The organism is Bacillus sp. D7-8 (assembly GCF_052055895.1).
In the GTDB taxonomy this organism is placed as follows: domain Bacteria; phylum Bacillota; class Bacilli; order Bacillales; family Bacillaceae; genus Bacillus; species Bacillus velezensis.
The window spans coordinates 3,556,304-3,576,693 of sequence record NZ_CP179922.1; the positions used below are offsets into that span (position 1 = coordinate 3,556,304).

General features: G+C 44.4%; 23 protein-coding genes and 1 pseudogene. 11 read left to right on the forward strand and 13 right to left on the reverse strand.

Annotated features, from left to right (window positions below):
* Positions 1 to 11: 11 nt before the first annotated feature.
* The 4 genes from ACKTRM_RS17560 to ACKTRM_RS17575 form a co-directional block, all read right to left on the reverse strand.
* Complete coding sequence (locus tag ACKTRM_RS17560) at positions 12 to 728, reverse strand: Crp/Fnr family transcriptional regulator (protein ID WP_007407631.1); 717 nt, start codon at positions 726 to 728, stop codon at positions 12 to 14.
* 97 nt (positions 729 to 825) lie between these two features.
* A complete protein-coding gene (gene narK / locus ACKTRM_RS17565) occupies positions 826 to 2,016 on the reverse strand; it encodes a nitrate transporter NarK (RefSeq protein WP_007407632.1) in 1,191 nt (396 codons plus the stop codon).
* A gap of 133 nt (positions 2,017 to 2,149) precedes the next feature.
* Positions 2,150 to 3,820, reverse strand: coding sequence for an arginine--tRNA ligase (gene argS / locus ACKTRM_RS17570; protein WP_007407633.1), 1,671 nt, complete (start codon positions 3,818 to 3,820; stop codon positions 2,150 to 2,152).
* Positions 3,817 to 4,245: a DUF1934 domain-containing protein gene (locus ACKTRM_RS17575; RefSeq protein ID WP_007407634.1), complete on the reverse strand. Its 429-nt coding sequence runs from the start codon at positions 4,243 to 4,245 to the stop codon at positions 3,817 to 3,819. Before ACKTRM_RS17575 ends, argS begins: the two co-directional genes overlap by 4 nt.
* A gap of 153 nt (positions 4,246 to 4,398) precedes the next feature.
* Between ACKTRM_RS17575 and ACKTRM_RS17580 the strand changes: the two are divergent.
* A pseudogene (locus ACKTRM_RS17580) lies at positions 4,399 to 4,910 on the forward strand (bacteriocin biosynthesis protein AlbG); the annotation flags it as partial.
* Positions 4,911 to 4,916: 6 nt separating this feature from the next.
* Here the strand turns inward: ACKTRM_RS17580 and ACKTRM_RS17585 are convergent.
* Together ACKTRM_RS17585 and ACKTRM_RS17590 are read right to left on the reverse strand one after the other, a co-directional pair.
* Positions 4,917 to 6,293 carry a YncE family protein gene (locus tag ACKTRM_RS17585; RefSeq protein WP_012118684.1) on the reverse strand — a complete coding sequence of 459 codons (1,377 nt, stop codon included), beginning with the start codon at positions 6,291 to 6,293 and terminating at the stop codon, positions 4,917 to 4,919.
* 39 nt (positions 6,294 to 6,332) lie between these two features.
* On the reverse strand, positions 6,333 to 7,688 hold the full coding sequence (locus ACKTRM_RS17590; protein WP_012118685.1) for a YncE family protein: 1,356 nt from the start codon (positions 7,686 to 7,688) through the stop codon (positions 6,333 to 6,335).
* Positions 7,689 to 7,918: 230 nt separating this feature from the next.
* Between ACKTRM_RS17590 and ACKTRM_RS17595 the strand changes: the two genes are divergently transcribed.
* The 7 genes from ACKTRM_RS17595 (at position 7,919) to ACKTRM_RS17625 (ending at position 11,028) form a co-directional block, all read left to right on the forward strand.
* Positions 7,919 to 9,064, forward strand: coding sequence for a tetratricopeptide repeat protein (locus tag ACKTRM_RS17595; protein WP_012118686.1), 1,146 nt, complete (start codon positions 7,919 to 7,921; stop codon positions 9,062 to 9,064).
* Positions 9,048 to 9,167, forward strand: coding sequence for a PhrC/PhrF family phosphatase-inhibitory pheromone (locus ACKTRM_RS17600; RefSeq protein WP_007407639.1), 120 nt, complete (start codon positions 9,048 to 9,050; stop codon positions 9,165 to 9,167). The genes ACKTRM_RS17595 and ACKTRM_RS17600 overlap by 17 nt, the downstream gene beginning before the upstream one ends.
* Positions 9,168 to 9,364: 197 nt before the next feature.
* Positions 9,365 to 9,568 carry a helix-turn-helix transcriptional regulator gene (locus ACKTRM_RS17605; RefSeq protein WP_007407640.1) on the forward strand — a complete coding sequence of 68 codons (204 nt, stop codon included), beginning with the start codon at positions 9,365 to 9,367 and terminating at the stop codon, positions 9,566 to 9,568.
* Between the two features lie 13 nt (positions 9,569 to 9,581).
* Complete coding sequence (locus ACKTRM_RS17610; protein ID WP_007407641.1) at positions 9,582 to 9,785, forward strand: hypothetical protein; 204 nt, start codon at positions 9,582 to 9,584, stop codon at positions 9,783 to 9,785.
* A 34-nt stretch (positions 9,786 to 9,819) separates the two neighbouring features.
* On the forward strand, positions 9,820 to 10,005 hold the full coding sequence (locus ACKTRM_RS17615) for a DUF4177 domain-containing protein (RefSeq protein WP_007407642.1): 186 nt from the start codon (positions 9,820 to 9,822) through the stop codon (positions 10,003 to 10,005).
* Positions 10,006 to 10,190: 185 nt separating this feature from the next.
* Positions 10,191 to 10,472 (forward strand): hypothetical protein, encoded by a 282-nt coding sequence (locus ACKTRM_RS17620; protein WP_007407643.1) that lies wholly within the window; start codon positions 10,191 to 10,193, stop codon positions 10,470 to 10,472.
* 43 nt (positions 10,473 to 10,515) lie between these two features.
* Positions 10,516 to 11,028: a stage II sporulation protein M gene (locus ACKTRM_RS17625; protein WP_023357177.1), complete on the forward strand. Its 513-nt coding sequence runs from the start codon at positions 10,516 to 10,518 to the stop codon at positions 11,026 to 11,028.
* 590 nt (positions 11,029 to 11,618) lie between these two features.
* On the opposite strand, the gene ACKTRM_RS17630 is transcribed toward ACKTRM_RS17625, so the two are convergent.
* From ACKTRM_RS17630 to speE, 3 genes are all read right to left on the reverse strand, one after another.
* Positions 11,619 to 11,837 carry a helix-turn-helix transcriptional regulator gene (locus ACKTRM_RS17630; protein WP_003151056.1) on the reverse strand — a complete coding sequence of 73 codons (219 nt, stop codon included), beginning with the start codon at positions 11,835 to 11,837 and terminating at the stop codon, positions 11,619 to 11,621.
* A 167-nt stretch (positions 11,838 to 12,004) separates the two neighbouring features.
* Positions 12,005 to 12,877, reverse strand: coding sequence for an agmatinase (gene speB, locus ACKTRM_RS17635; protein WP_007614448.1), 873 nt, complete (start codon positions 12,875 to 12,877; stop codon positions 12,005 to 12,007).
* 58 nt (positions 12,878 to 12,935) lie between these two features.
* The gene (speE, locus tag ACKTRM_RS17640) at positions 12,936 to 13,766 is read right to left on the reverse strand and encodes a spermidine synthase (RefSeq protein WP_003151052.1); all 831 of its coding nucleotides are present in this window, start codon (positions 13,764 to 13,766) and stop codon (positions 12,936 to 12,938) included.
* Positions 13,767 to 13,965: 199 nt separating this feature from the next.
* Here speE and ACKTRM_RS17645 point away from each other — a divergent pair, with 199 nt between their 5' ends.
* Positions 13,966 to 16,038, forward strand: coding sequence for a transglycosylase domain-containing protein (locus ACKTRM_RS17645; protein WP_012118689.1), 2,073 nt, complete (start codon positions 13,966 to 13,968; stop codon positions 16,036 to 16,038).
* Between the two features lie 24 nt (positions 16,039 to 16,062).
* On the opposite strand, the gene ACKTRM_RS17650 is transcribed toward ACKTRM_RS17645, so the two are convergent.
* From ACKTRM_RS17650 to ACKTRM_RS17660, 3 genes are all read right to left on the reverse strand, one after another.
* Positions 16,063 to 16,494 carry a hypothetical protein gene (locus ACKTRM_RS17650; protein WP_012118690.1) on the reverse strand — a complete coding sequence of 144 codons (432 nt, stop codon included), beginning with the start codon at positions 16,492 to 16,494 and terminating at the stop codon, positions 16,063 to 16,065.
* 143 nt (positions 16,495 to 16,637) lie between these two features.
* Positions 16,638 to 17,156 (reverse strand): YwhD family protein, encoded by a 519-nt coding sequence (locus ACKTRM_RS17655; protein WP_007407649.1) that lies wholly within the window; start codon positions 17,154 to 17,156, stop codon positions 16,638 to 16,640.
* A gap of 12 nt (positions 17,157 to 17,168) precedes the next feature.
* Positions 17,169 to 17,828 (reverse strand): site-2 protease family protein, encoded by a 660-nt coding sequence (locus ACKTRM_RS17660; RefSeq protein WP_012118691.1) that lies wholly within the window; start codon positions 17,826 to 17,828, stop codon positions 17,169 to 17,171.
* Between the two features lie 105 nt (positions 17,829 to 17,933).
* Here ACKTRM_RS17660 and ACKTRM_RS17665 point away from each other — a divergent pair, with 105 nt between their 5' ends.
* Entirely contained in the window at positions 17,934 to 18,122 is a 189-nt protein-coding gene (locus ACKTRM_RS17665) for a 2-hydroxymuconate tautomerase (protein WP_003151042.1), read from the forward strand.
* A gap of 37 nt (positions 18,123 to 18,159) precedes the next feature.
* Here ACKTRM_RS17665 and ACKTRM_RS17670 read toward each other — a convergent pair whose 3' ends face one another.
* A complete protein-coding gene (locus tag ACKTRM_RS17670; protein ID WP_012118692.1) occupies positions 18,160 to 18,579 on the reverse strand; it encodes a MarR family winged helix-turn-helix transcriptional regulator in 420 nt (139 codons plus the stop codon).
* Positions 18,580 to 18,963: 384 nt separating this feature from the next.
* Here ACKTRM_RS17670 and ACKTRM_RS17675 point away from each other — a divergent pair, with 384 nt between their 5' ends.
* Positions 18,964 to 20,343, forward strand: a complete 1,380-nt coding sequence (locus tag ACKTRM_RS17675) for an amino acid permease (protein WP_041482224.1) — start codon at positions 18,964 to 18,966, stop codon at positions 20,341 to 20,343.
* Positions 20,344 to 20,390: the final 47 nt, after the last annotated feature.

Sequence of the window (20,390 nt, forward strand, 5' to 3'; positions counted from 1 at the left end):
CCTTGTTTTTTTCAGTCAATATTGCAGATCTCAAGCGGACAATTTTCACACTCGATCTCGCATCGTAAATAGTCCCGCTTGTGCAAAATAATTTTTCCGGTTTCGTCTATCGAAATAACCCCTTGTTTGCGGAGGTCTCCCAGCATGCGGTTGACGCTCTCCCTTGCCGCCGCGCAAAACTTGGCCAAATCCTGATTTGTCAGCACAATGTTAATCAGAATCCCGTCGCTTCGTTCCACCCCGTAGCTGTTTGATAAGCGGATAAGGGTGGAATAGAGCGCCCCCTTTTTGCCGTGAAGAAGCAGGTCCCTGATCTTGGACTGGATTTTTCGAAGATGGGTGCTCATCCATTTCATAAATTCAAACGTCAAAACACCGTTTTGGATCAATTCCTTTTCCAGCTTGTTTTTATTAATGACGAGCACCTCGCCATCCTCTAACACTTTCGCACTGAGCATATATCTCGGCTCATCTGTGAATAGCGTCAATTCCCCGACAATATCGTTTTTTTGGCAGATTCTAAGCGTCAGGTCTTTTCCGTCAGACGTCAGCTTGCCGATTTCAATGAGTCCTGATTGAATCAGATAAAGCTCTTTTGCATCCATTCCTTCTTGAAACAAATAAGTGTGTTTTTTCATTTTCCTTTTCGTACTGATCGATTCCAGCAATTCATGCAGTTCGCGGGAAAGAAGTTCTTTATCAGATTTTCGGACAGAGAGAATATTCATGAGCTCACCTCGAAGAAAGTCACGTTGCGTATGTATATTGTAACGTGACTTGATTTGCACTCACCCAGAAAAAACTAACAATCTTGTGAATGGATCATTATGAATTGAGGCTCTGACTGTTTCTCTCCGTATGTGTTTTCATTCTTTCCTGCCAATACATCCAGATCACAAGAACAAAGCTGGCTAACGCGACCTCTGAAAGCGCCATAAACCCGATCGCGTATTGGCCTGTTGCCTGAAATACACTTGCCAGAATCAGCGGAGGGAAAAAACCGCCCAGTCCGCCCATGGCAGACACAATACCGTTGGCAATCCCCGCTTGCTTCGAAAAATAGAAAGGCACCAGTTTAAATACCGTCCCGTTTCCAATCCCTGAGCAGACTGCCACCGTCAGCGATCCGAACGCATAAAGGCCGATCGTCGGGGAGAATGACAGCATGACCCCTGACAGCGTAAGCCCTGCGAAAACGAACATCAGAATGCGGAGCGGGCTCAGTTTATCTGCAAGAAACCCTCCCACAGGCCTGAGCAGCGTAGAGACCGCAATAAAGCCGGCCGTCCGCAGACCGGCGTCCGCAGGGCTCAGCCCAAAATGCTCAACCAAAAAATTCGGAAGATAGATGGTAAAGGCGACAAAGGCGCCGAACGTAATAAAATAAAACAGGCTCAACATCCACAGCACATGATTTCGGTAAACGGCTTTCATTTGTGTCTTTATGGAAACTTTGACTTTCTTCTCATGCCGGTCGCCGAACAAAACGTGCAGTAATGCGAAAACAGCCAGCAAAACAAGATACATCTGCACGGTTGCTTTCCATCCCGCGGCTTGAGCGATAACCGGCGCCGCAAAGGTAGTAACGGCGGTCCCGATGTTTCCGGCACCGTAAATCCCATTGACGACTCCGTGCTTTTCTTTCGGATAATATTTCGGGAGGGACGTCACTCCGATGGAGAATACCGCTCCCCCGATCCCTAAGAAAAAGCCGCCCGCGATTAAATCAAATAAAGAATCCGCGATACTGATCCAAAATACAGGAAACAAAAGCAGGATGAAGCTGATCATAAACATCAGCCGCGCCCCGTACCTGTTCGTTAAATATCCTAAAGGAATACGGAGAAGCGATCCGAGAATAACGGGAATCGCCGTCACCAATGAAATTTCGCCTTTGCTTAAATGAATATCTGATGTCATTTGAGAAATGAGCGATGAAATCAGCACCCACACCATAAACCCTGCCACTAAGCTTAATGACTGCAACGATAATTGAATATGTTGACGATTGATCATTCGGCTTGCCCCTTTCACTGATTCAATATCAGTCTTATCATACAAAAACTCAGTGTGCGGGATTGTGAATTACATCACACGCTTTATATACAAAAAAAGAACAAAGCCCGAAGACTTTGTCCTTTGATCATCATTACATTTTTTCCGGAGCGGATACGCCGATCAGCTGAAGCGCATTGTTCAGCGTAATTTGCGTCGCCTTCATTAAAGCGAGACGCGCGCGGCTCTTCTCTTTATTTTCCGGATCGATGACTTTCTCCGCATTGTAGAAGCTGTGCAGAGCGGAAGCCAGATCATAAATATAGTTTGTGACACGGTGAGGAATGCGTTTTTCCGCCGCTTCTGCCACTGCCTCAGGGAAGCCGCCGATCGTTTTCAGCAGGTCATATTCTTTTTCTGATTGAATATGGCTGAAATCAAGATCTGCCGCCGGTTTAAGTCCCTGCTCCTCCCCTTGGCGAAGCATGCTGCAAATACGTGCATGTGCGTATTGTGCATAATACACAGGGTTTTCGTTAGATGTGGATACGGCAAGATCCAAGTCAAAATCCATGTGCGTATCAGCGCTGCGCATCGCGAAGAAATAACGCACGGCATCCAAGCCGACTTCTTCAATCAAGTCGCGCATCGTTACGGCTTTCCCCGTACGTTTGCTCATCTTCATTTTTTCGCCGTTTTTGTATAAATGAACGAGCTGAATGATCTCAACTTCCAATGTGCCTTTCTTGTAACCGAGCGCTTCAATTGCCGCTTTCATACGCGGAATATACCCGTGGTGATCCGCGCCCCATACATTGATGAGCTTGTCGAATCCGCGGTCAAGTTTGTCTTTATGGTATGCGATATCCGGCAGCAAATAAGTATATGAGCCGTCTTTTTTGATCAGCACACGGTCTTTATCGTCGCCGAACGTTGTGGAGCGGAACCATGTCGCGCCGTCCTCTTCGTATACATGGCCCTTTTCGCGAAGCGCCTCAAGCGCCTGATCAATTTTTCCGTTTTCGTACAGTGACGTTTCAGAATACCATACGTCAAACGGCACGCGGAAATTTTCCAGGTCGGAGCGAAGTTTATCAAGCTCGTACTTTAAGCCGTATTCACGGAAAAACGCCTGACGTTCGCTCTCCTCTTCATGTACGAAACGGTCGCCGAAATCTTCGGCAAGCTTTTTCCCGATGGCGATAATATCCTCGCCGCGGTAGCCGTCTTCCGGCATCGGTTTCTCAAGACCGAGCGCTTCAAAATAACGGACTTCAACGGAAAGCGCCAGGTTGTTAATCTGGTTGCCCGCATCATTAATATAGTACTCGCGGCTCACATCATAGCCCGCTTTAGAAAGAACGCTGCACAGCGCGTCACCTACCGCCGCGCCGCGCGCATGGCCTAAGTGAAGATCTCCCGTCGGGTTGGCTGATACGAATTCGACCTGAATCTTTTCGCCTTGTCCGATGTTTGTCTCTCCGTAATGTTCACCCGCTTCAAGCACGGACGGAATCAGTTTTGTTAAGTAGCTGTTGTTCATGTAAAAGTTGATAAAGCCAGGTCCCGCAATATCCATCTTTTCAATGGAAGCTTTGCCTTTATCAAATGACGCCACGATCTCCTCAGCGATTTGGCGCGGCGCTTTTTTTGCGATTCTCGCCAGCTGCATCGCCATGTTTGTGGAATAATCACCGTGTGTTTTTTCTTTCGGCGTTTCTAACAGTACGCTTGGAATCTGGCTTTCGTCCGCCAGGCCCGCTTTCAGAACGGCCGCTTTGATTTCTTCCTTCAGCACGTCCTTCATTTGTTCCGCAATGTTCATGCGTGAGTTCCTCCCTCATACGTGATCGTCATATTATGTAAATGCTGCTGCCCGTCTCCGACATGCATGTCATATGCGATGCTGATTCGGCCTTTTTCTTCACCGAGATCAGATTGAATCGATTTTGTGCTTGTTTCCAGCTCAAGCTCACCAAATGACATTTTATATTTCGCAATTGTGGAAGCTCCCGTTATGAAACGCTGATTCATTTTAACAGCGCCTGACCTCATGATCAGGACTTCGCCTTCGCTCACCTTCACAATCGTTTTTACTTTGCCTAGGTCGTGTTCTTCATAATAAGATAGATACACTTTTTGTTGTTTTACATAGTAAAATCCGGTAGTACGGAATTCGATGACTTCATCATTTCCGTCATCCTCGATCACAGACTTCACATGGAGTGTTATCGGTGTCTCTTGCTTCATTTTGACACGTCCTTTTCATCATTCCACTTTGACTTGAATAGTATAATCATTCAGCTTGTAAACTTCAACTGCTTCTATCTTACCATCATTGCTCATTAGATTTGAAGATAAACCTCATAAAAAGCAGTTCCTTATGAGAAGAGAAAACCATATCACTATGTCACCCAATCCGTAAAAAACATGACAGCAGCTTTTCAGAAACTCACACAGTCTCATCGAAGCTGCTGCGACTTCCGGCAACATAGATTGTGCAGCAGAAATGCCAACGATGTCAAAGCGCTGCGTGACAGCTATAAAAACGTCCGCCAAACACCCGTGATGGCTGCTGTATTATGCCAAGTCATCATATTCGGCTGCGTGTTCGAAATCGTCAAAGCCGTCCCTTTCCGCTTTCACACGCCCCTTGCCGTATCAATGGGACTCGCGGTGTTACTGATTTTGTATTTATTGTATTTTATGCGGACGTACTTGCTGCAGCTTTTCCAACATGTCAGCCTGTTCAAAAAAGGGCATGCGGGAGCGCTGACAGGAGCCGGGGTTTGGCGGATGCTCAGTTTCACCATAAGTGAACTGCTGTTTTTAATCATCCTGGCTGCCATCCAGCAGATCGGCTCATTTATTTTAAACGATTTTTTTATCGCAGCTCTGCTTCTCTCAACCTGTGAAATAAGCTACATCGCAATCGCTGACGGACCAGTCCCAACCGGAATCACCGTCATGGCTGTATAATCACTCGTGCGGTACACGGTTACGGTATTGTCGCCGGGCTGTGCTGCATAAATGCCCTGATTATCAGGTGTTACGGCGAGGTCAAAGGCGCCGGGCAGAGACACGTTTGCAATGATCCTCTGTCCAGCCGTATTAACTACGTATAAGTTATTAATGAGAAACGGTTCACTATATGGCTCTAGAAAATAAGCCCTAGTGCTATCGCGAGAAAATACAATCGTCCTCAGCGTTTCAAATAAACGGTTGAAGTCGCCTCCCCTGCTTAATGGTGACAAACTAATCTCCGTTACACCTTTCGGCAGCAGCTCACCATTCAACACATACGCAAAATTTCCAGCGTAAGGAGTGGCAATTAAACTGGGAAATTCAAATGTATCTATGATACTTTCTACCAACTGCCCAGTATTTACATCATATTTATCAACCGACCAACTGCTTCCATTAGCGGTATAGACATACTGTCCATTCGGATCAAGAGCAAAGTCTAAAGCGCCGGGTATCGGAATGACATCAACGACCGATTGAGAGGCCATGTTGATCATATATATAGATCCGGCGGCCATCACGTACGCGAACTCATCTGTTGAATCAAATTCAACCTTTCTCGGCCCTCCTCCAACAGTGATGGTATTTATGATGGTTAATGTTTTATTATCTAGCACTGAGACAAGGTTGGTATTCCCATGGAGGACATACGTGAAAGCTTTATCGAAAGTAACGCCTAAATTAGTTGGCACGTCAGAAAAAGGGATTGTTTTTACAACAGTGTTTAAATCTGAATCAATAACCGAAACCGTGCTGTCTCCTGAATTGGCTGTAAACACATACGATTGAGGGTCTGGCGGTGGCGGTAAAACAAGTGTCCCGGTCACCGTAAGCGGACTGCCGTAGAAAGGCGGTACAATGAGAAGATCTTCCACCGTTATTTGACTGAAATCAGGACAGCGGCCAGACTGCGCTGCATAATAAACAACTTGATCAATCTCTTCAGTATGAATCACAGAAACAGACCCGTCCCCTTGTCCATATTGATTTCGTACAGGCGACACACTGACAAGAAGCGTAACGGTCCCTTTTACTCTCACGGCATATCGAACACCGATATCTTCTGGTTCCGGCCCAGTCTGGATTAAGCAAGGCTCACTGATACATAATAAATGATCAGTACTCCATGTAACCGTCGCAGCTGCTTCGGCAGAATCAATGGTGAACCCCTCGGGAATGTCAATCGGCACTTGAAACGGCGCTTCTCTGCTAATTTCCTCATCACAAAAACAGAAACAATTTTCCTGTAAAGCAGACAGATCATTCTTTTTCATGAATTCACGTCCTTTTAGAAATGTACAGCATGCAGTTGGTTAAATCACAATATCTCCCGGTGAAACCCCAAGAGATATCACAGTTTCCACAGAATAATCATCCGTGTTGTAAACAGTGATGTTCTGCTCTAAAAAATGAGCAGCATACAGAAATTCGCCATTCGGAGTAAACGCAAAGTCTCTTGCCGATTGCGGAACATTTCCTATAACGCCTGCACCATTCGGACTGACAGCATATAAATTGCCAGTGAAGCTGTCATGTAAATACACCTCTGATCCACTCGTAAACATTACATATTGGCCATCAGGCTCCAGGTCTTGGGTAATGCTGATCGTAAACGTATTTAAGTCAATAACCGTCAAATAATTGAATAAGAATTCTTGTTCTAAGACATACGCATACCGCTCCGGCCAATTTGTTTCTATGGATGATACGATAAGCTCTCGTTCAATCGTTCCTGTGACTTCACCGGTGAATAGGTCCACTTTTTGCACTAAACCAAAATCAAGAACATAGGCGAATAACCCATTGGGATCAATTGCAAAATCAAATCCTTCCACAGGAATCGACCTATCCACAGTTAACGTATCAATTCCAATCACATAAATCGCAGTATCGCCGAGAACATAAGCAAACTCATGATTTGGGATGCATTTTACCGATCCAGGCGGCTGATCCAGCAGTATGGATGCTGTCACTGTTAAAGTGTCATAATCGATGACAGAAATCACATTATTGTTGAAGTGCAAAACAAACACAGCACTTTTATCCGGAGTTATTTCAATACCTGTCGGCCGGTACGGTAGAGCAATCGTTGTCACAACAGTATGAGTGTTTGTATCAATCACAGAAACTGATTGATCATTTGGATTCGCTGTAAACGCATAAACGGGTTCCGGCTCAGGAACAAACACAATCGTGCCCGTCACCGATAAAGGACTGCCATAGAATGGCGGAACGACAATAAGGTTCTCGATCGTAATGTCACTGACATCCGGGCAATCATCAGGCTCATCGGAATAATAGACGACTTGGTCAATCTCTGCATTGCGGATGACAGAAACAGACCCGTTCCCTTGTCCATATTGATTTCGCACTGGTGAGACACTGACGAGAAGCGTAACAGTTCCCTGCAGGCGCACTGCGAATTGAACACCGATTTCATCAGGCTCTGGCCCCGTCTCAATGAAACAGCGTTCAATGACACAAGAAAGGCTGTCTGCATTCCACGTCACGTTTGCAACAGCTTCAGCCGGATCAACGACAAACCCCTCAGGCAATTCAATCGGCGCTTGAAACATCGCTTCACGGCTTGCTTCTTCCTCGCAAAAACATAAACATTCTTCTTGTGCGGCTCCTGCTTTTTCTTTAAAGGAAAGCTTGTTATTTCTCATATCTTCACTTCCTTTTCAGACATACACTGCTCACGCAGATACAACAGAATATGGGAAGGTGGATTTGTTTGCTTGTACAAATTGTGGGGATAATAGTGGATTTTTGAAATGATATCCGCAGACATGCGGTTTTAACGAAAGAAAACATTGCGGTATTTTTGCGCTATCCTTCCGAATGAAAATGATAAAATATGTCATATACATAACGTGGAAGGGAGGGATTCGGAATAGTGGCGAGTGTTTTATCATCTTCAGCGGTTGGAGAAAAAATCAACGAATGGTATATGTACATTCGAAGGTTCAGCATCCCGGACGCCGAGTACTTGCGGAGAGAAATCAAAGAAGAACTTGCAGGTCTGGAAGATGATCAGGATCTTCATCTATACTATTCTCTCATGGAATTCCGCCACAATCTGATGCTCGAATACCTCGAACCGCTGGAATCGCAGCGGATAGAAGAACAGCCTAGACTATCGGATCTGCTCGCGGATATTGATAAAAAGCAGGCCCTGCTGACCGGACGTCTTGATTATTATTTTAATTTTTTCCGGGGGATGTATGAGCTGGAATGCCGTGAATATCTTTCAGCGATTCAGTTTTTTAAGAAAGCTGAATATAAGCTTGATTTTGTCAAAGATTGTATCGAGAAAGCTGAATTTTATTTTAAGATGTCAGAGTCCTACTATTATATGAAACAGACTTATTTTTCTATGGATTATGCCCGGCAGGCTTATAAAATTTATCATAAGCAGGAGGCATATAATATAAGGGTGCTTCAGTGCCATTCATTGTTCGCTACCAACTTTCTTGACTTAAAGCAATATGATGAAGCAATTCAGCATTTTAAAAAGGCTTATGCCATGGCAGAGGCAGAACAGCAGCCACAATTAATGGGCCGGACTCTATATAATATCGGACTTTGTTTTAACAGCCAAGAAAATTACAAACCAGCCATTGATTACATAAAACGGGCAATAGCTGTTTTTGAAGATGGGAACATCATCACTTCTCTCCCGCAAGCCTATTTCTTAATCACACAAATACATTATAAAATCGGAAATATGGCCATAGCCAGACAATATCATGACAAAGGGGTATCTTATGCAGAGGAGGCAGAAGATTCCCTATATATCGCCGAGTATGAATTTTTAGAATCTTTATATGTCGGTGAGCCTGATGAAGAAGCAATCATGGAATGTTTTGACTTTCTCAGAGATAAATCGATGTATGCTGATCTTGAAGATTTTGCCTTAGATGTGGCAAAATATTATCATGAAAGAGAAAATTTCGAGAAGGCTTCCGCATATTTTTTAAAGGTGGAAGAAACAAGACAGCAGATTCAAGGAGGTGTGAAGTTGTATGAAATTGAAGTATAAATTAGCACTTACTTGCTTGGCAATAAGCACTGTTTTTGTTTCAGCCGAAATCGCAAGTGCACCGAAACATCAATTTGAAGTTGCTCAGCGCGGAATGATTTAAATGATGATTACTTTTAGGCTTGCAGGTTAAACTGCAAGCCGTTTTTTATATAAACAACTAATTTGCAAAAACAAAAAGTATACCTTAAAATTCAAATGTGTAAAAAGTATTTGACACATATACATATATTATTTAAAATAAATATATATAAATTTGAAAATTTAAAATAAAAACAAAAATATTTAAGGAGGGTTTTAGTGGATAACAATATTAAAAAACTTAGAACAGCAGCTGATATTTCACAAAATGATCTGGCTAAGCTCTGCAATGTGACCAGGCAAACCATCAATGCAATTGAAAATAATAAATATGACCCGACTTTAAGTCTGGCTTTTTCGATAGCTCACGCATTAAATACGGGAATAGATAAAGTATTCAACTATAACGCCAAAAAAAAGTAAGGGAGCGGTTCTTATGAAGAAAATGGATGAGATGCAAAAACACCAATCGGGTATAGCCGCCAGAATAGCATTTAGTTTTTATACTGTCGCTTTACTGATATGGTCATTAATAGATTATTTTAAAAACGGAAATACAGGATGGCAATTTCCAATACTTTTAATAGGCTGCGCGCTCTATTTATGGATTCAAGTTTATCATAATCGAAAAACAAGGTAACAATTCCAATACACTTCCGGAGGATTATACAGCAATGTACGAATATAAGTTCATAAAAGTAGAAGTAAACCGATGGAAAGGAAAGCCTAAAGAAGACTATAAAGAAATTATTGAAAAGTATTCTCAGCAAGGATGGAAGCTGGTTCAAATATTTGCTCCTCCTATTTCAGGTTATGGGGCAGCCGATTATTTTGATATTATTCTTGAAAAAAAAGTATAAATGTTTCAGTACAAAGAAAGCCGGATCATACATATGGTCCGGCTTTCTTTGTACTAAAATAAGCCAGCAGATACCTTAACGGATTTCACCTCTTAAATATTTTTTCGGAAATCCGCAATTCAAATAGCTTCCAATATATTTTATTATTTAACTTGCTGGGGATATTGAAAAAATTGGAGGAAAAAATGAGTCTACTTTTAAAAACACAAAATAGTAAAGCGATTTTTACATTAGTAGCATCAGGAATCATTGTTCTCGCTCTTTTCAGTATAAAACATAATCATTTAAGCATGGATGTCATCGATATTTTAAACAGAGCTGGAATAATAGCTCCTAGTTGGATTGTCAGTGCTATCACTGCAACGGGTTCAGTCCTGGCTATCATTACTGTTTTAGGATCTCTTGGTGCAGGCTTGCCATTAGCCGTTTTAGAACAATTGGCTGCAGCAAGTACAGCAGCAGCTTAATATAAAACATTAAATTCAATATCCCTGGCAGTCCCTTAAACGAATGGATGAAAATACTTTGTTTAAAAAGAACGTTTTAGTCAAATTGTACATACTCTGTCTGATCTTATTTTTAATTGCTTTATTTACAGCATATTTTTATACAGATCCCGCTTCAAATGTAAATAATCTAAATCGAAATATCCGTCCGGATTTTTTTCAGATTTTCTTTAATAATATTAAAGTAGCGAGTCTGCTTGTTTTTTTAGGCCCGTTGACGCTGTCACTTGGCACGATTGCAGTTTTAATTATTAATGGATTAATTTTAGGAAATGCCATAGGAAACATCAAAGACAATTTAAACCTTTTACTGCTTGTTATACCCCATGGAATAATTGAAGTCCCGGTATTGCTTCTTGCAGCTTCTGTAGGAATGAAATTAACTTTGGATTTATTACTCCTCAAAATAAATTTAAAATTCACTTTTAAATATATTGGTATTATATTTCTCGGTTTAATGATAGCAGCTATGTTAGAAACATTTCTTACACCTATCTTTATAAAAGGAGTCTCTTAGGATTATGCAAATTGAATTATCTTCATTTAAGGACCGAAACATTAATTTTTTGTCCTCGTTTTTGTTTTATATTATCGGGTTAGCTTTTTATTTAAGTTCCCTATTGCCTTTTATGAAAAGTTTAATTCCCAAAAACATCCCTATACAAGTTGTTGAGCAAGTAAAACATTTAGATTATATCATTGCGATAGCCGCACTGTTTCTTTTAATGTTCGGGGTGATTTTTGAAGGATTTGTATTATTTCTCATTATAAATTTTCTTGGCGCTCAAATTAAGATTAAAACCTTTTATTCCCTATTTATGTTTTCTAACATCCCGGTCGCAATTAAGTTTTTTCTTATATCATTCAAAAACATTTTCGCGGAACATCCAAACACTAGTTTATTTTTCACAAGTAATCATTTGATTTTTTCTATCTTTGATTTGTTCAATATTGCATATTTATTTCTTTTGTTTATTCTTCTGAAATGGAGAACAAATTTGAACTACCTGACAATCTCAGTTTTTATTTTTACGGCATTCCTGTATAGAATGTTTTTTTAGCATATATAAATAAACCCCCTCAATAGGGGTTTTTCTTTCATTTCGTTCACTGTATACAATTCCTTTTATATGCTTCCGAAACAATACCGACTCTAGTACTCACATTCCACTTTTTACAGAGACCGGCTATGATATATTCGACATTACGCTGCGAGTAGTTTAATGACTTAGCGATCTCTTTATTAGGTTTTTCAGCAATTATCAGCTTAATTACTGAAATTTCAATCTTTTTTAATTCCAATTCATTTTCTACTGCTGTTTTCATTCTAACTTCCTTTCTAAAGATGTATTTACTAAATAATACCCTATTATATAATTTTTATCAATAACATCAATTGTTAATGGTAAAATAATATGTTGCTTTTACTAACTTCTAAGTAGTTTATATACAATATAAAAATCCCCCGCATGTTTCAAGCGGGGGATTTTCTTTTATTTCACAAACCCAAGCAGCATTTCACGAATCATCTTGCTTGCCGTGTTTGCGGTTTGTTCTGAGTGGTCATAGACCGGCGCGACTTCTACGAGGTCAGCGCCTTTTACGTTGACTTCCGAGCGCGCGATTTCATGGATGGACGCGAGCAATTCTTTAGACGTGATGCCTCCTGCGTCAACCGTGCCCGTTCCCGGCGCATGAGCGGGATCAAGAACGTCGATATCGATGGTGACATAAACAGGGCGTCCCGCAAGCTGCGGCAGCACTTTTTTCAGCGGCTCAAGCACTTCAAACTTAGAAATGTGCATGCCGTTTTCTTTCGCCCATTCAAATTCTTCCTTCATTCCGGAACGGATGCCGAATGAAAATACGTTTTGCGGCCCGATGAGCTCGGCCGCTTTGCGGATCGGAGTAGAGTGGGAAAGCGGTTCGCCTTCATAATCCGTGCGCAGGTCGGTGTGCGCGTCAAAATGAATGATGGCAAGGTCCGGAAACTTCTTATACATGGCTTTTATGACAGGCCATGATACAAGGTGCTCCCCTCCCATGCCGAGCGGGAACTTTCCTTTTTCTAAAATGCTGTCCACGTATTCTTCAATCATATCAAGGCTTCTTTGCGGATTGCCGAACGGAAGCGGAATGTCGCCGGCGTCAAAGAAATTCAAATCAGCCAAGTCACGGTCGAGATACGGGCTGTATTCTTCAAGACCGATAGACACCTCGCGGATTCTCCCCGGGCCGAAACGCGAACCCGGACGGTAGCTGACCGTCCAATCCATCGGCATGCCGTAAAGGATGGCGTCCGCCTCTTTCCAGTCGGGGCGGCTTGCGATAAATACTTTTCCTGAATATGCTTCATCAAACCTCATGATAAAACCCTCGCTTTCCTGTAAAAAAGCGCAAGATTCGCTCCTGCGCCGTACGTTTTTATTTGATTAAGTCGCTCACAAATTTCGGAAGAACAAATGCCGCTTTGTGAAGCTCTTTCGTGTAATATTTCGTGTCGATGTCAAAGAAACGGCTGTCCTCCACTTCAAGCGGATCGTACTTTTTAGAACCGATCGTAAATGTCCACAAGCCGCTTGGGTACGTCGGGATATTAGCCGTATACAGGCGGGTGATCGGGAAGATTTCTTTCACGTCACGCTGTACGTTTGTAATCAGCTCCGGTGTAAACCACGGGTTGTCCGTCTGCGCGACGAAGATGCCGTCTTCTTTTAACGCCTTGGAAATTCCGGCATAGAAGCCTTTTGAGAACAGATTGACGGCCGGTCCGACCGGTTCTGTTGAATCAACCATGATGACGTCATACTCATTCTCTGATTTCGCGATGTGCATGAAACCGTCATCGACTCTCACGTCGACGCGCGGATCATCAAGCTTGCCCGCAATGGACGGAAGGAATTTTTTAGAGTATTCAATAACCTTGCCGTCAATGTCGACAAGCGTCGCTTTTTTTACGCTTGGGTGCTTCAGAATCTCTCTGATGACACCGCCGTCTCCGCCGCCGACAACGAGGACGTTTTCCGGATTCGGGTGCGTAAATAACGGGACGTGCGCAACCATTTCATGATAGACAAATTCGTCTTTTTCAGAAGTCATGACCATTCCGTCTAAGAACAGCATGTTGCCGAATTCTTCTGTCTCCACCATTTCCAGATGCTGAAATTCCGTCTGTTCCGTATGTAATGTTTGTTTCACCTTTAATGTAATGCCGAAATTCTTCGTCTGCTTCTCCGTATACCAAAGCTCGCTCAATTGTCATCTCCCTTTCAAGGCTTATTTCATTTATTGTAAGCGTCTGTATCGCTTTTATTCCGGTTAAAATCTCATTTTCACCTAAGGAAAAAGTATAGAGGATGGAGGGGAAAAAGTAAAGAAGTGTCCGGTTTGATATGTTTAAAAAACCCCCTTTTTTCACATAATAATAGAATCATGAAAAAGGGGGTTCCCAAAAGTGGATAAAGTATCTGGAAAACAGCTCAGAGTCACGTTCAAAATCATCCGTGCCTGCATCTTTCTGACACTGATCGGCGGAATGCTGGCCGGCGTCTGCTTCACATCCGTTCTTCTTGCAGCGAAATGGCAGGGGGCCCCCTCCGTCCGGGTTCCTCAGTCTACGATTCTTTATGCAAATGACGGCTCAAAGCTAGGTGAGACCGATTTCGGGGAAAAGCGCTACTGGGTGCGGTTAAAAGATATCAATCCGATAGCGGTGCAGGCCGCGATTGCGGTGGAGGATCAAAACTTTTACAATCACCACGGTTTTGATTACCGGCGGATGGCCGCCGCCGCGCTGGCTGACATAAAGGCAATGGCCAAGGTTCAGGGCGCAAGCACCATCACCCAGCAATACGCGAGAAATCTCTACCTTGAGCATGATAAGACATGGAAACGTAAATGGAATGAAGCCTTTTACACGATCCGCCTTGAACAGAACTATTCTAAAAACGAGATTTTAGAAGGTTATGTAAATACGATATATTACGGCCACGGCGCATATGGAATTGAAGCTGCCTCGCGCCTGTATTTCGGCAAACACGCCAAAGATCTGAACGATGCGGAAGCCGTGCTTTTGGCGGGCATACCGAAAGGCCCGTCCGGCTATTCGCCATATGTCAGCGAAAAGAAGGCCAAACAGCGCCAGGAAACCATTCTCCGAATGATGATCGGCCAAAAAATGATCTCAAAAGAAAAGGCGGAAAGGCTTAAGAAAACGCCGCTTGCCTATCAGCCGCTGAAAAACAGAACCGCGGCGAAAACGGCGCCTTATTTTTACGATGATGCGATGAAAGAAATCGAGAAAAAGCTCGGCATGACGCGCGAACAGCTCGCAACGAGCGGATTGCGTGTTTATACAACGCTTGATAAGCGCATGCAGCGGATTGCGGAAAACACTGTGGCACATACGATCCGTACCGGCTCTGACATTCAGGTCGGCTTTTCCGCGATTGATCCGGCAACAGGGCGCGTGCTTGCGCTTCTCGGCGGACGTGACTACGAAAAAAGCCCGTTTGACCGGGCGACACAGGCGAAACGGCAGCCCGCTTCCACGATCAAGCCGCTTTTGTACTACAAAGCGATTCAAAGCGGCTTTACACCGGTCACGCTGATGAAAAGCGAAGCCACAGAGTTCCAGATTGACGACAACGGAGATACTTATTCTCCAAGCAATTACAACGGCTACTACGCCAATAAACCGATTACGCTGCTTCAGGCGCTTGCGTTATCAGACAACATTTATGCCGTGAAGACCCATCTCTTTCTCGGCATGAATAAGCTCGTGTCGGCGGCAAAGGAATTCGGCATCAGCGAACATTTAAAGCCTCTTCCGTCTCTGGCGCTCGGAACTGAACCCGTGCGCCCGATTGAGATGGTTAATGCCTACGCGATGCTCGCAAACGGGGGAAAACAAATCACCCCTTCCTTTATCACAAAAGTGACGGATACCGCCGGCAACATCTTGTATGAACAGCCGCGCGGACATCAGCAGACGCTTGATAAAAAAGCCGCTTTTGTGACGGCGAGCATGATGACGGGCATGTTTGATCAGGATTTAAACGGCTATACTTCCGTCACGGGACGCACCATTTCTGACCGGCTGACCCGAACCTATGGCGGTAAATCAGGCACGACGAGCGCAGACAGCTGGATGATCGGCTTTAACCCGGCTCTTGCCGCCGGTGTATGGACAGGCTATGACAAAAGCAGCACGATTGATTCAGTAGAGGAAAAAAGCTATGCGAAGACGATTTGGGCGGACTTTATGGAGAAGGCGCTCGAAGGAGAACCGGAAATAGCGCTTAAACCGCCGAAGGGCGTCACGGGCGTCTATATCGATCCCGCTTCCGGCTACACTTCGGGACCCGGCTGCGCCGCAAAGCATTATACGTATTTCATCGCAGGCACTGAGCCCGCGGATGTGTGCTACGGACCGGAACCTTCTAAAAAAGAAAAGGAACACGCCCCCGCCCGCAAAGAAGCTCCGCGCAAAAAGTGGTGGGATAAGTGGCTCGGCAAAAAAGACTGAGCCCGGTGCATTGCGCGCCGGGCTTTAATCCGCGTCTTCCTCAAGCACCCATGGGAGCAAGAGTGAAAAGTCGAGATGGATAATAGGGTCAGGAAAACCCTTCGGTATAAAAAATGTTGTACTCGGCAATGAAAACGAAAAGCGGATATCTCCCGCCCTCTCGATATGAAAATTCGGCCAGCCTTCCCTAAGCCTGCCGACAATCGGATAGCTGCCCGCATAATGATGCAGGCCGTTTTCCTTTCCATGCTCCCCCAAATCGTGACAGACAGCCGGACGAATCCCAAACTGCGTAAACAATCTTGTTTTCTCGGCGGGAAGGAGATTCACCGCCTCGGAAAAGTTCCGGCAGCTCCCGCAATCGCAGGGATCAGGCCATGATTTTTCATATTGTTTTCTCGTTTCCTCCGCATCTGCTTCAATGACCCATGGCCCGATTTCAAAGACGGTGAACATGATGAAACCTCCGCGTAAACATGAAAAACCCCGAGTCTTGGTTCGGCTCGGGACTTTCCATGTCCTGATTCTGTATCAACAGTTTACTCAGTACAATTGCAAAATAGTGCAAATATTTATAAAGTTCACAAAAAGTTCACAAATTATTTTTCTTCCGGAAGCAGTCCTGTTTTCAATTCATCGGATGAACGTTCCCAGAGCCCTTGGTCATGCTTCTGCAGAAATTCAGCAAGCACCTGCTTTGAGCTGGCGTCCATTTTGTCCACGATAATGCAGCGCTTCATTGATTTATCCATTAAATTCACATGCTCCGGCAATGACTTATAGCCTCTGCGGATACTTCTGTCCACGGTCATTTCACAAGCCGTCACACCCGCGTAATAAGGGCCTTCTTCTTTTCTGTCGATGGTGACCCACACGAGCCAGTACGGTTTTCCGTTCGGCACTTCATCTTTGTTCGGCAGGAATTTGATGCCTTTTTCAACGACACTGCGGGCATGCATGGCACCGATGTCAACGAAGGCTTCCTTCTCTTCCACATCGACAAATACCGGAGAAATATTGTCAAGGCTCAGCGCCCCGGCGCCAAAACCGCCATGTCCGTCGGTCGGATCACTTTTAATAATATTAAATCCGATTGTTTTCTTCTTTTTTTCTTCCATGAAAATACCCTCCTACAAAAGCGGTTGAAATATAATGGCAAATACCTTGAGAATCCAGTCTCTCCCCTCGCTTAACAGCGGCCACACGACATAGGAGCCGACCGGTGTCACAAACAGCACGAGAAACACGATAATCCCGTAGCTCTCAAACTGAGTCATTTTGGCGCGCACCCCCGGCGGCACGAGATCCTCAATAATCCGGTAGCCGTCAAGCGGAGGAAGCGGCAGCAGGTTGAATAAACAAAGCGCAAGATTCAGCTGAATCCAAATAGAGAAAAAGCGGTCAAGCCCCATGCTGAATGCAGAAAGCAGCTCCATTCCGTAAGCATGCATCAACACTAGCAAAAAGAAACCGATAAAGGCAAGAAGCAGGTTGCTTACAGGCCCGGCGACGGAAACCAGCACTCCCGCCAGCCGCGGTCTTTTAAAGGCGCGGCGGTTCACCGGCACCGGACGGGCCCAGCCGAAACCCGCGACCAAAATTAGAATCGTTCCGAAAACATCAAGATGTTTAATCGGATTGAGCGTTAATCTGCCCTGCCTCGCCGCGGTATCGTCTCCGAACCGATACGCGACATACGCGTGCGCCAGTTCATGCATCGTAAATGCCACAATCAGCGTAATCACGACATAGGGCATAAGCTCCAGCGGATAATATAAAAATCTGTCCAAATGTAAAAATCCCCTTTTTTAAAAAATGCAAGATTGTCCTTCATTCAGTATACTATAAGTGACCTCTCTTCCAAAGTGAGGAAACGATAAAGGAGGATCAGCACCATGCCGCTCGTAACCGTTAAAATGCTTGAAGGCCGCACAGATGAACAAAAACGGAATTTGGTTGAAAAAGTGACAGAAGCCGTAAAAGAAACGACAGGCGCAGCCGAAGAAAAGATCATTGTCATGATTGAAGAAATGAGAAAGGATCATTACGCCGTCGCCGGCAAACGGATCAGCGATACGGAGTAATCCTTGATAATGGCCGGCGCTGCTATGTCAGGCCGGCTTATTTCATTACTTTTTCAACGAGGCTGAAAAAGGTATTCTTTTCTTCTTCAGTCAATGCTTCGAACAGCTCGTCAATGAGCATCTGCCGGTTTTCAATCATTTGCATGGCCGCCATTTTTCCCGATTCGGAAAGCGTCATCCATACCGTGCGTCGGTCTTCGTTATTTCTCGACCTTTCCACGAAACCCTCTTTTTCTAAATGATTCAGAGCGGTTGTCGTGGCTGAAGGCGATAATGTGACTTCCTGCAATATATCTTTAATCGTGCACGTGCCGTGCCGGTAAATAATCCTGAGAATAAATCCTCTGATATTGTTTATACTCTTCGGAATTGTCGCCTCATCAAGCTTTTTCGTGCTCTTTAAATATTTCGTGAGCGCGTAATCCAGTACATTTGCTTGTAATATATCGTGCTTCATGCAGAAACTCCCCATTTCAAGATGCATCCATCATCATTGTTTGTTTTTTATTACATTTTACTGATACCTTACGGAGAAAGTCAAAATTCCGGCCGGAAAGCCCACAACTTTTATCCTGCCCTATACAGACTATTATCTCCTGCTTTTTTACCCATCCATTTTATGCAATGCTGGTTTTATAGACATGATTCAGGTAAAATCATTAAGGGTGACTGCGTTTGACGGAAAGGATAATCTGATCGGATGCGGCAGACAATATGACTGGAAAAGAAACGGAACAGACGGGGAAACAGAACACAGGATTGTCGATTACACAGAAGATGTGACACGGGTAAAAGCCAAAGAGGCCCTCTTGGCTTTTACTTTTGGATGGAGGGATGCGTGTTGCGGAATATCCTACAAAAAAAAGACATCACCCAGCTGCTTGAACAAAGCAGAAACAGGCAGACTGCCAAAACGATGGGTGGATTTGATTTAACATTACTGGGCATCGGCGCCGTCATCGGGACGGGCGTCATGGTTCTTACAGGCATTACGGCCGCGAAAAACGCCGGGCCTTCCGTAATCTTTTCTTTTATCATTGCAGCCGTTGTCTGCAGCCTTGCAGCATTATGTTACGCCGAAATCGCTTCTGTTCTCCCGGTTTACGGAAGTGCCTATATTTACTCTTACACTACCATGGGAGAAATTGTCGGCCATTTAATGGGCTGGACGCTCTTATCCGTTTATATGGTGACGGCGTCGGCGGTGGCAAGCGGCTGGTCAAGTTATTTTAATAATCTGTTAGCCGAAATCGGCATGCCTTTGCCGGACAGTCTGCTGCACGTGCCGAGCCAGGGGGGCATCGTCAACCTTCCTGCCATCATCATTACTCTATTAATTGCCGTCGTTCTGTCACGCGGCTCTAAAGAGAGCAAAACCTTTAATAATATAATGGTTCTCGTAAAAATCGGAATTGTTTTGCTGTTTATCATCACAGGAAGCTTTTTTGTAAAGCCGGGCAATTGGCATCCTTTTATGCCTTTTGGAATCAAAGGCGTCATTACGGGGGCTTCTGCCGTCTTTTTTGCGTTTCTCGGATTTGACGCGATTTCCGCTTCGGCTGAAGAAGTCAAAAAACCGCAGCGCAACCTGCCGATCGGTATTATCGGTTCATTGGTGATCTGTACATTTGTATACGTCATCGTCTGTCTCGTCATGACGGGTATGGTTCCGTATTCACAGCTTAATGTGCCGGAAGCCATGTCTTATGTGTTGCAGTCTGTCGGACAAAACGCGGTGGCGGGCGTTATCGCTGCCGGTGCGGTGATCGGACTGATGGCCGTCGTTCTCGCCCATACCTATGCGGCGACCCGTATATCTTTTGCGATGGCAAGAGACGGAATGCTGCCGAAAGTCTTTACCATTGTCGGAAAGAAATCGGGAGCGCCGATCTTTAATACGTGGCTGATCGGACTGATCAGCGCATGCATCGCGGGTTTTGTTGATCTGAAAGAGCTGTCAGATCTCTCAAACATCGGCGCGCTATTGACATTTGCCATGGTCAGTCTGTCCGTGCTGATTCTGCGCCGCACCCATAAGGATCTGCCACGGGGATTTAAAGTGCCTTTTGTACCCGTTCTGCCGATTTTGGCCATTATCTGCTGTTTGTTTTTAATGGTCAATCTGCCGCTGAAAACGTGGCTTTATTTTGCCGTCTGGCTGATCATCGGCGTGATCGTTTACTTTTTATATTCGTACAAGCACAGCAAATTGAGACAATAAACAAAACCAGGCCCGCTTTATCGCGGCCTGGTTTTTTCATCAAAAAA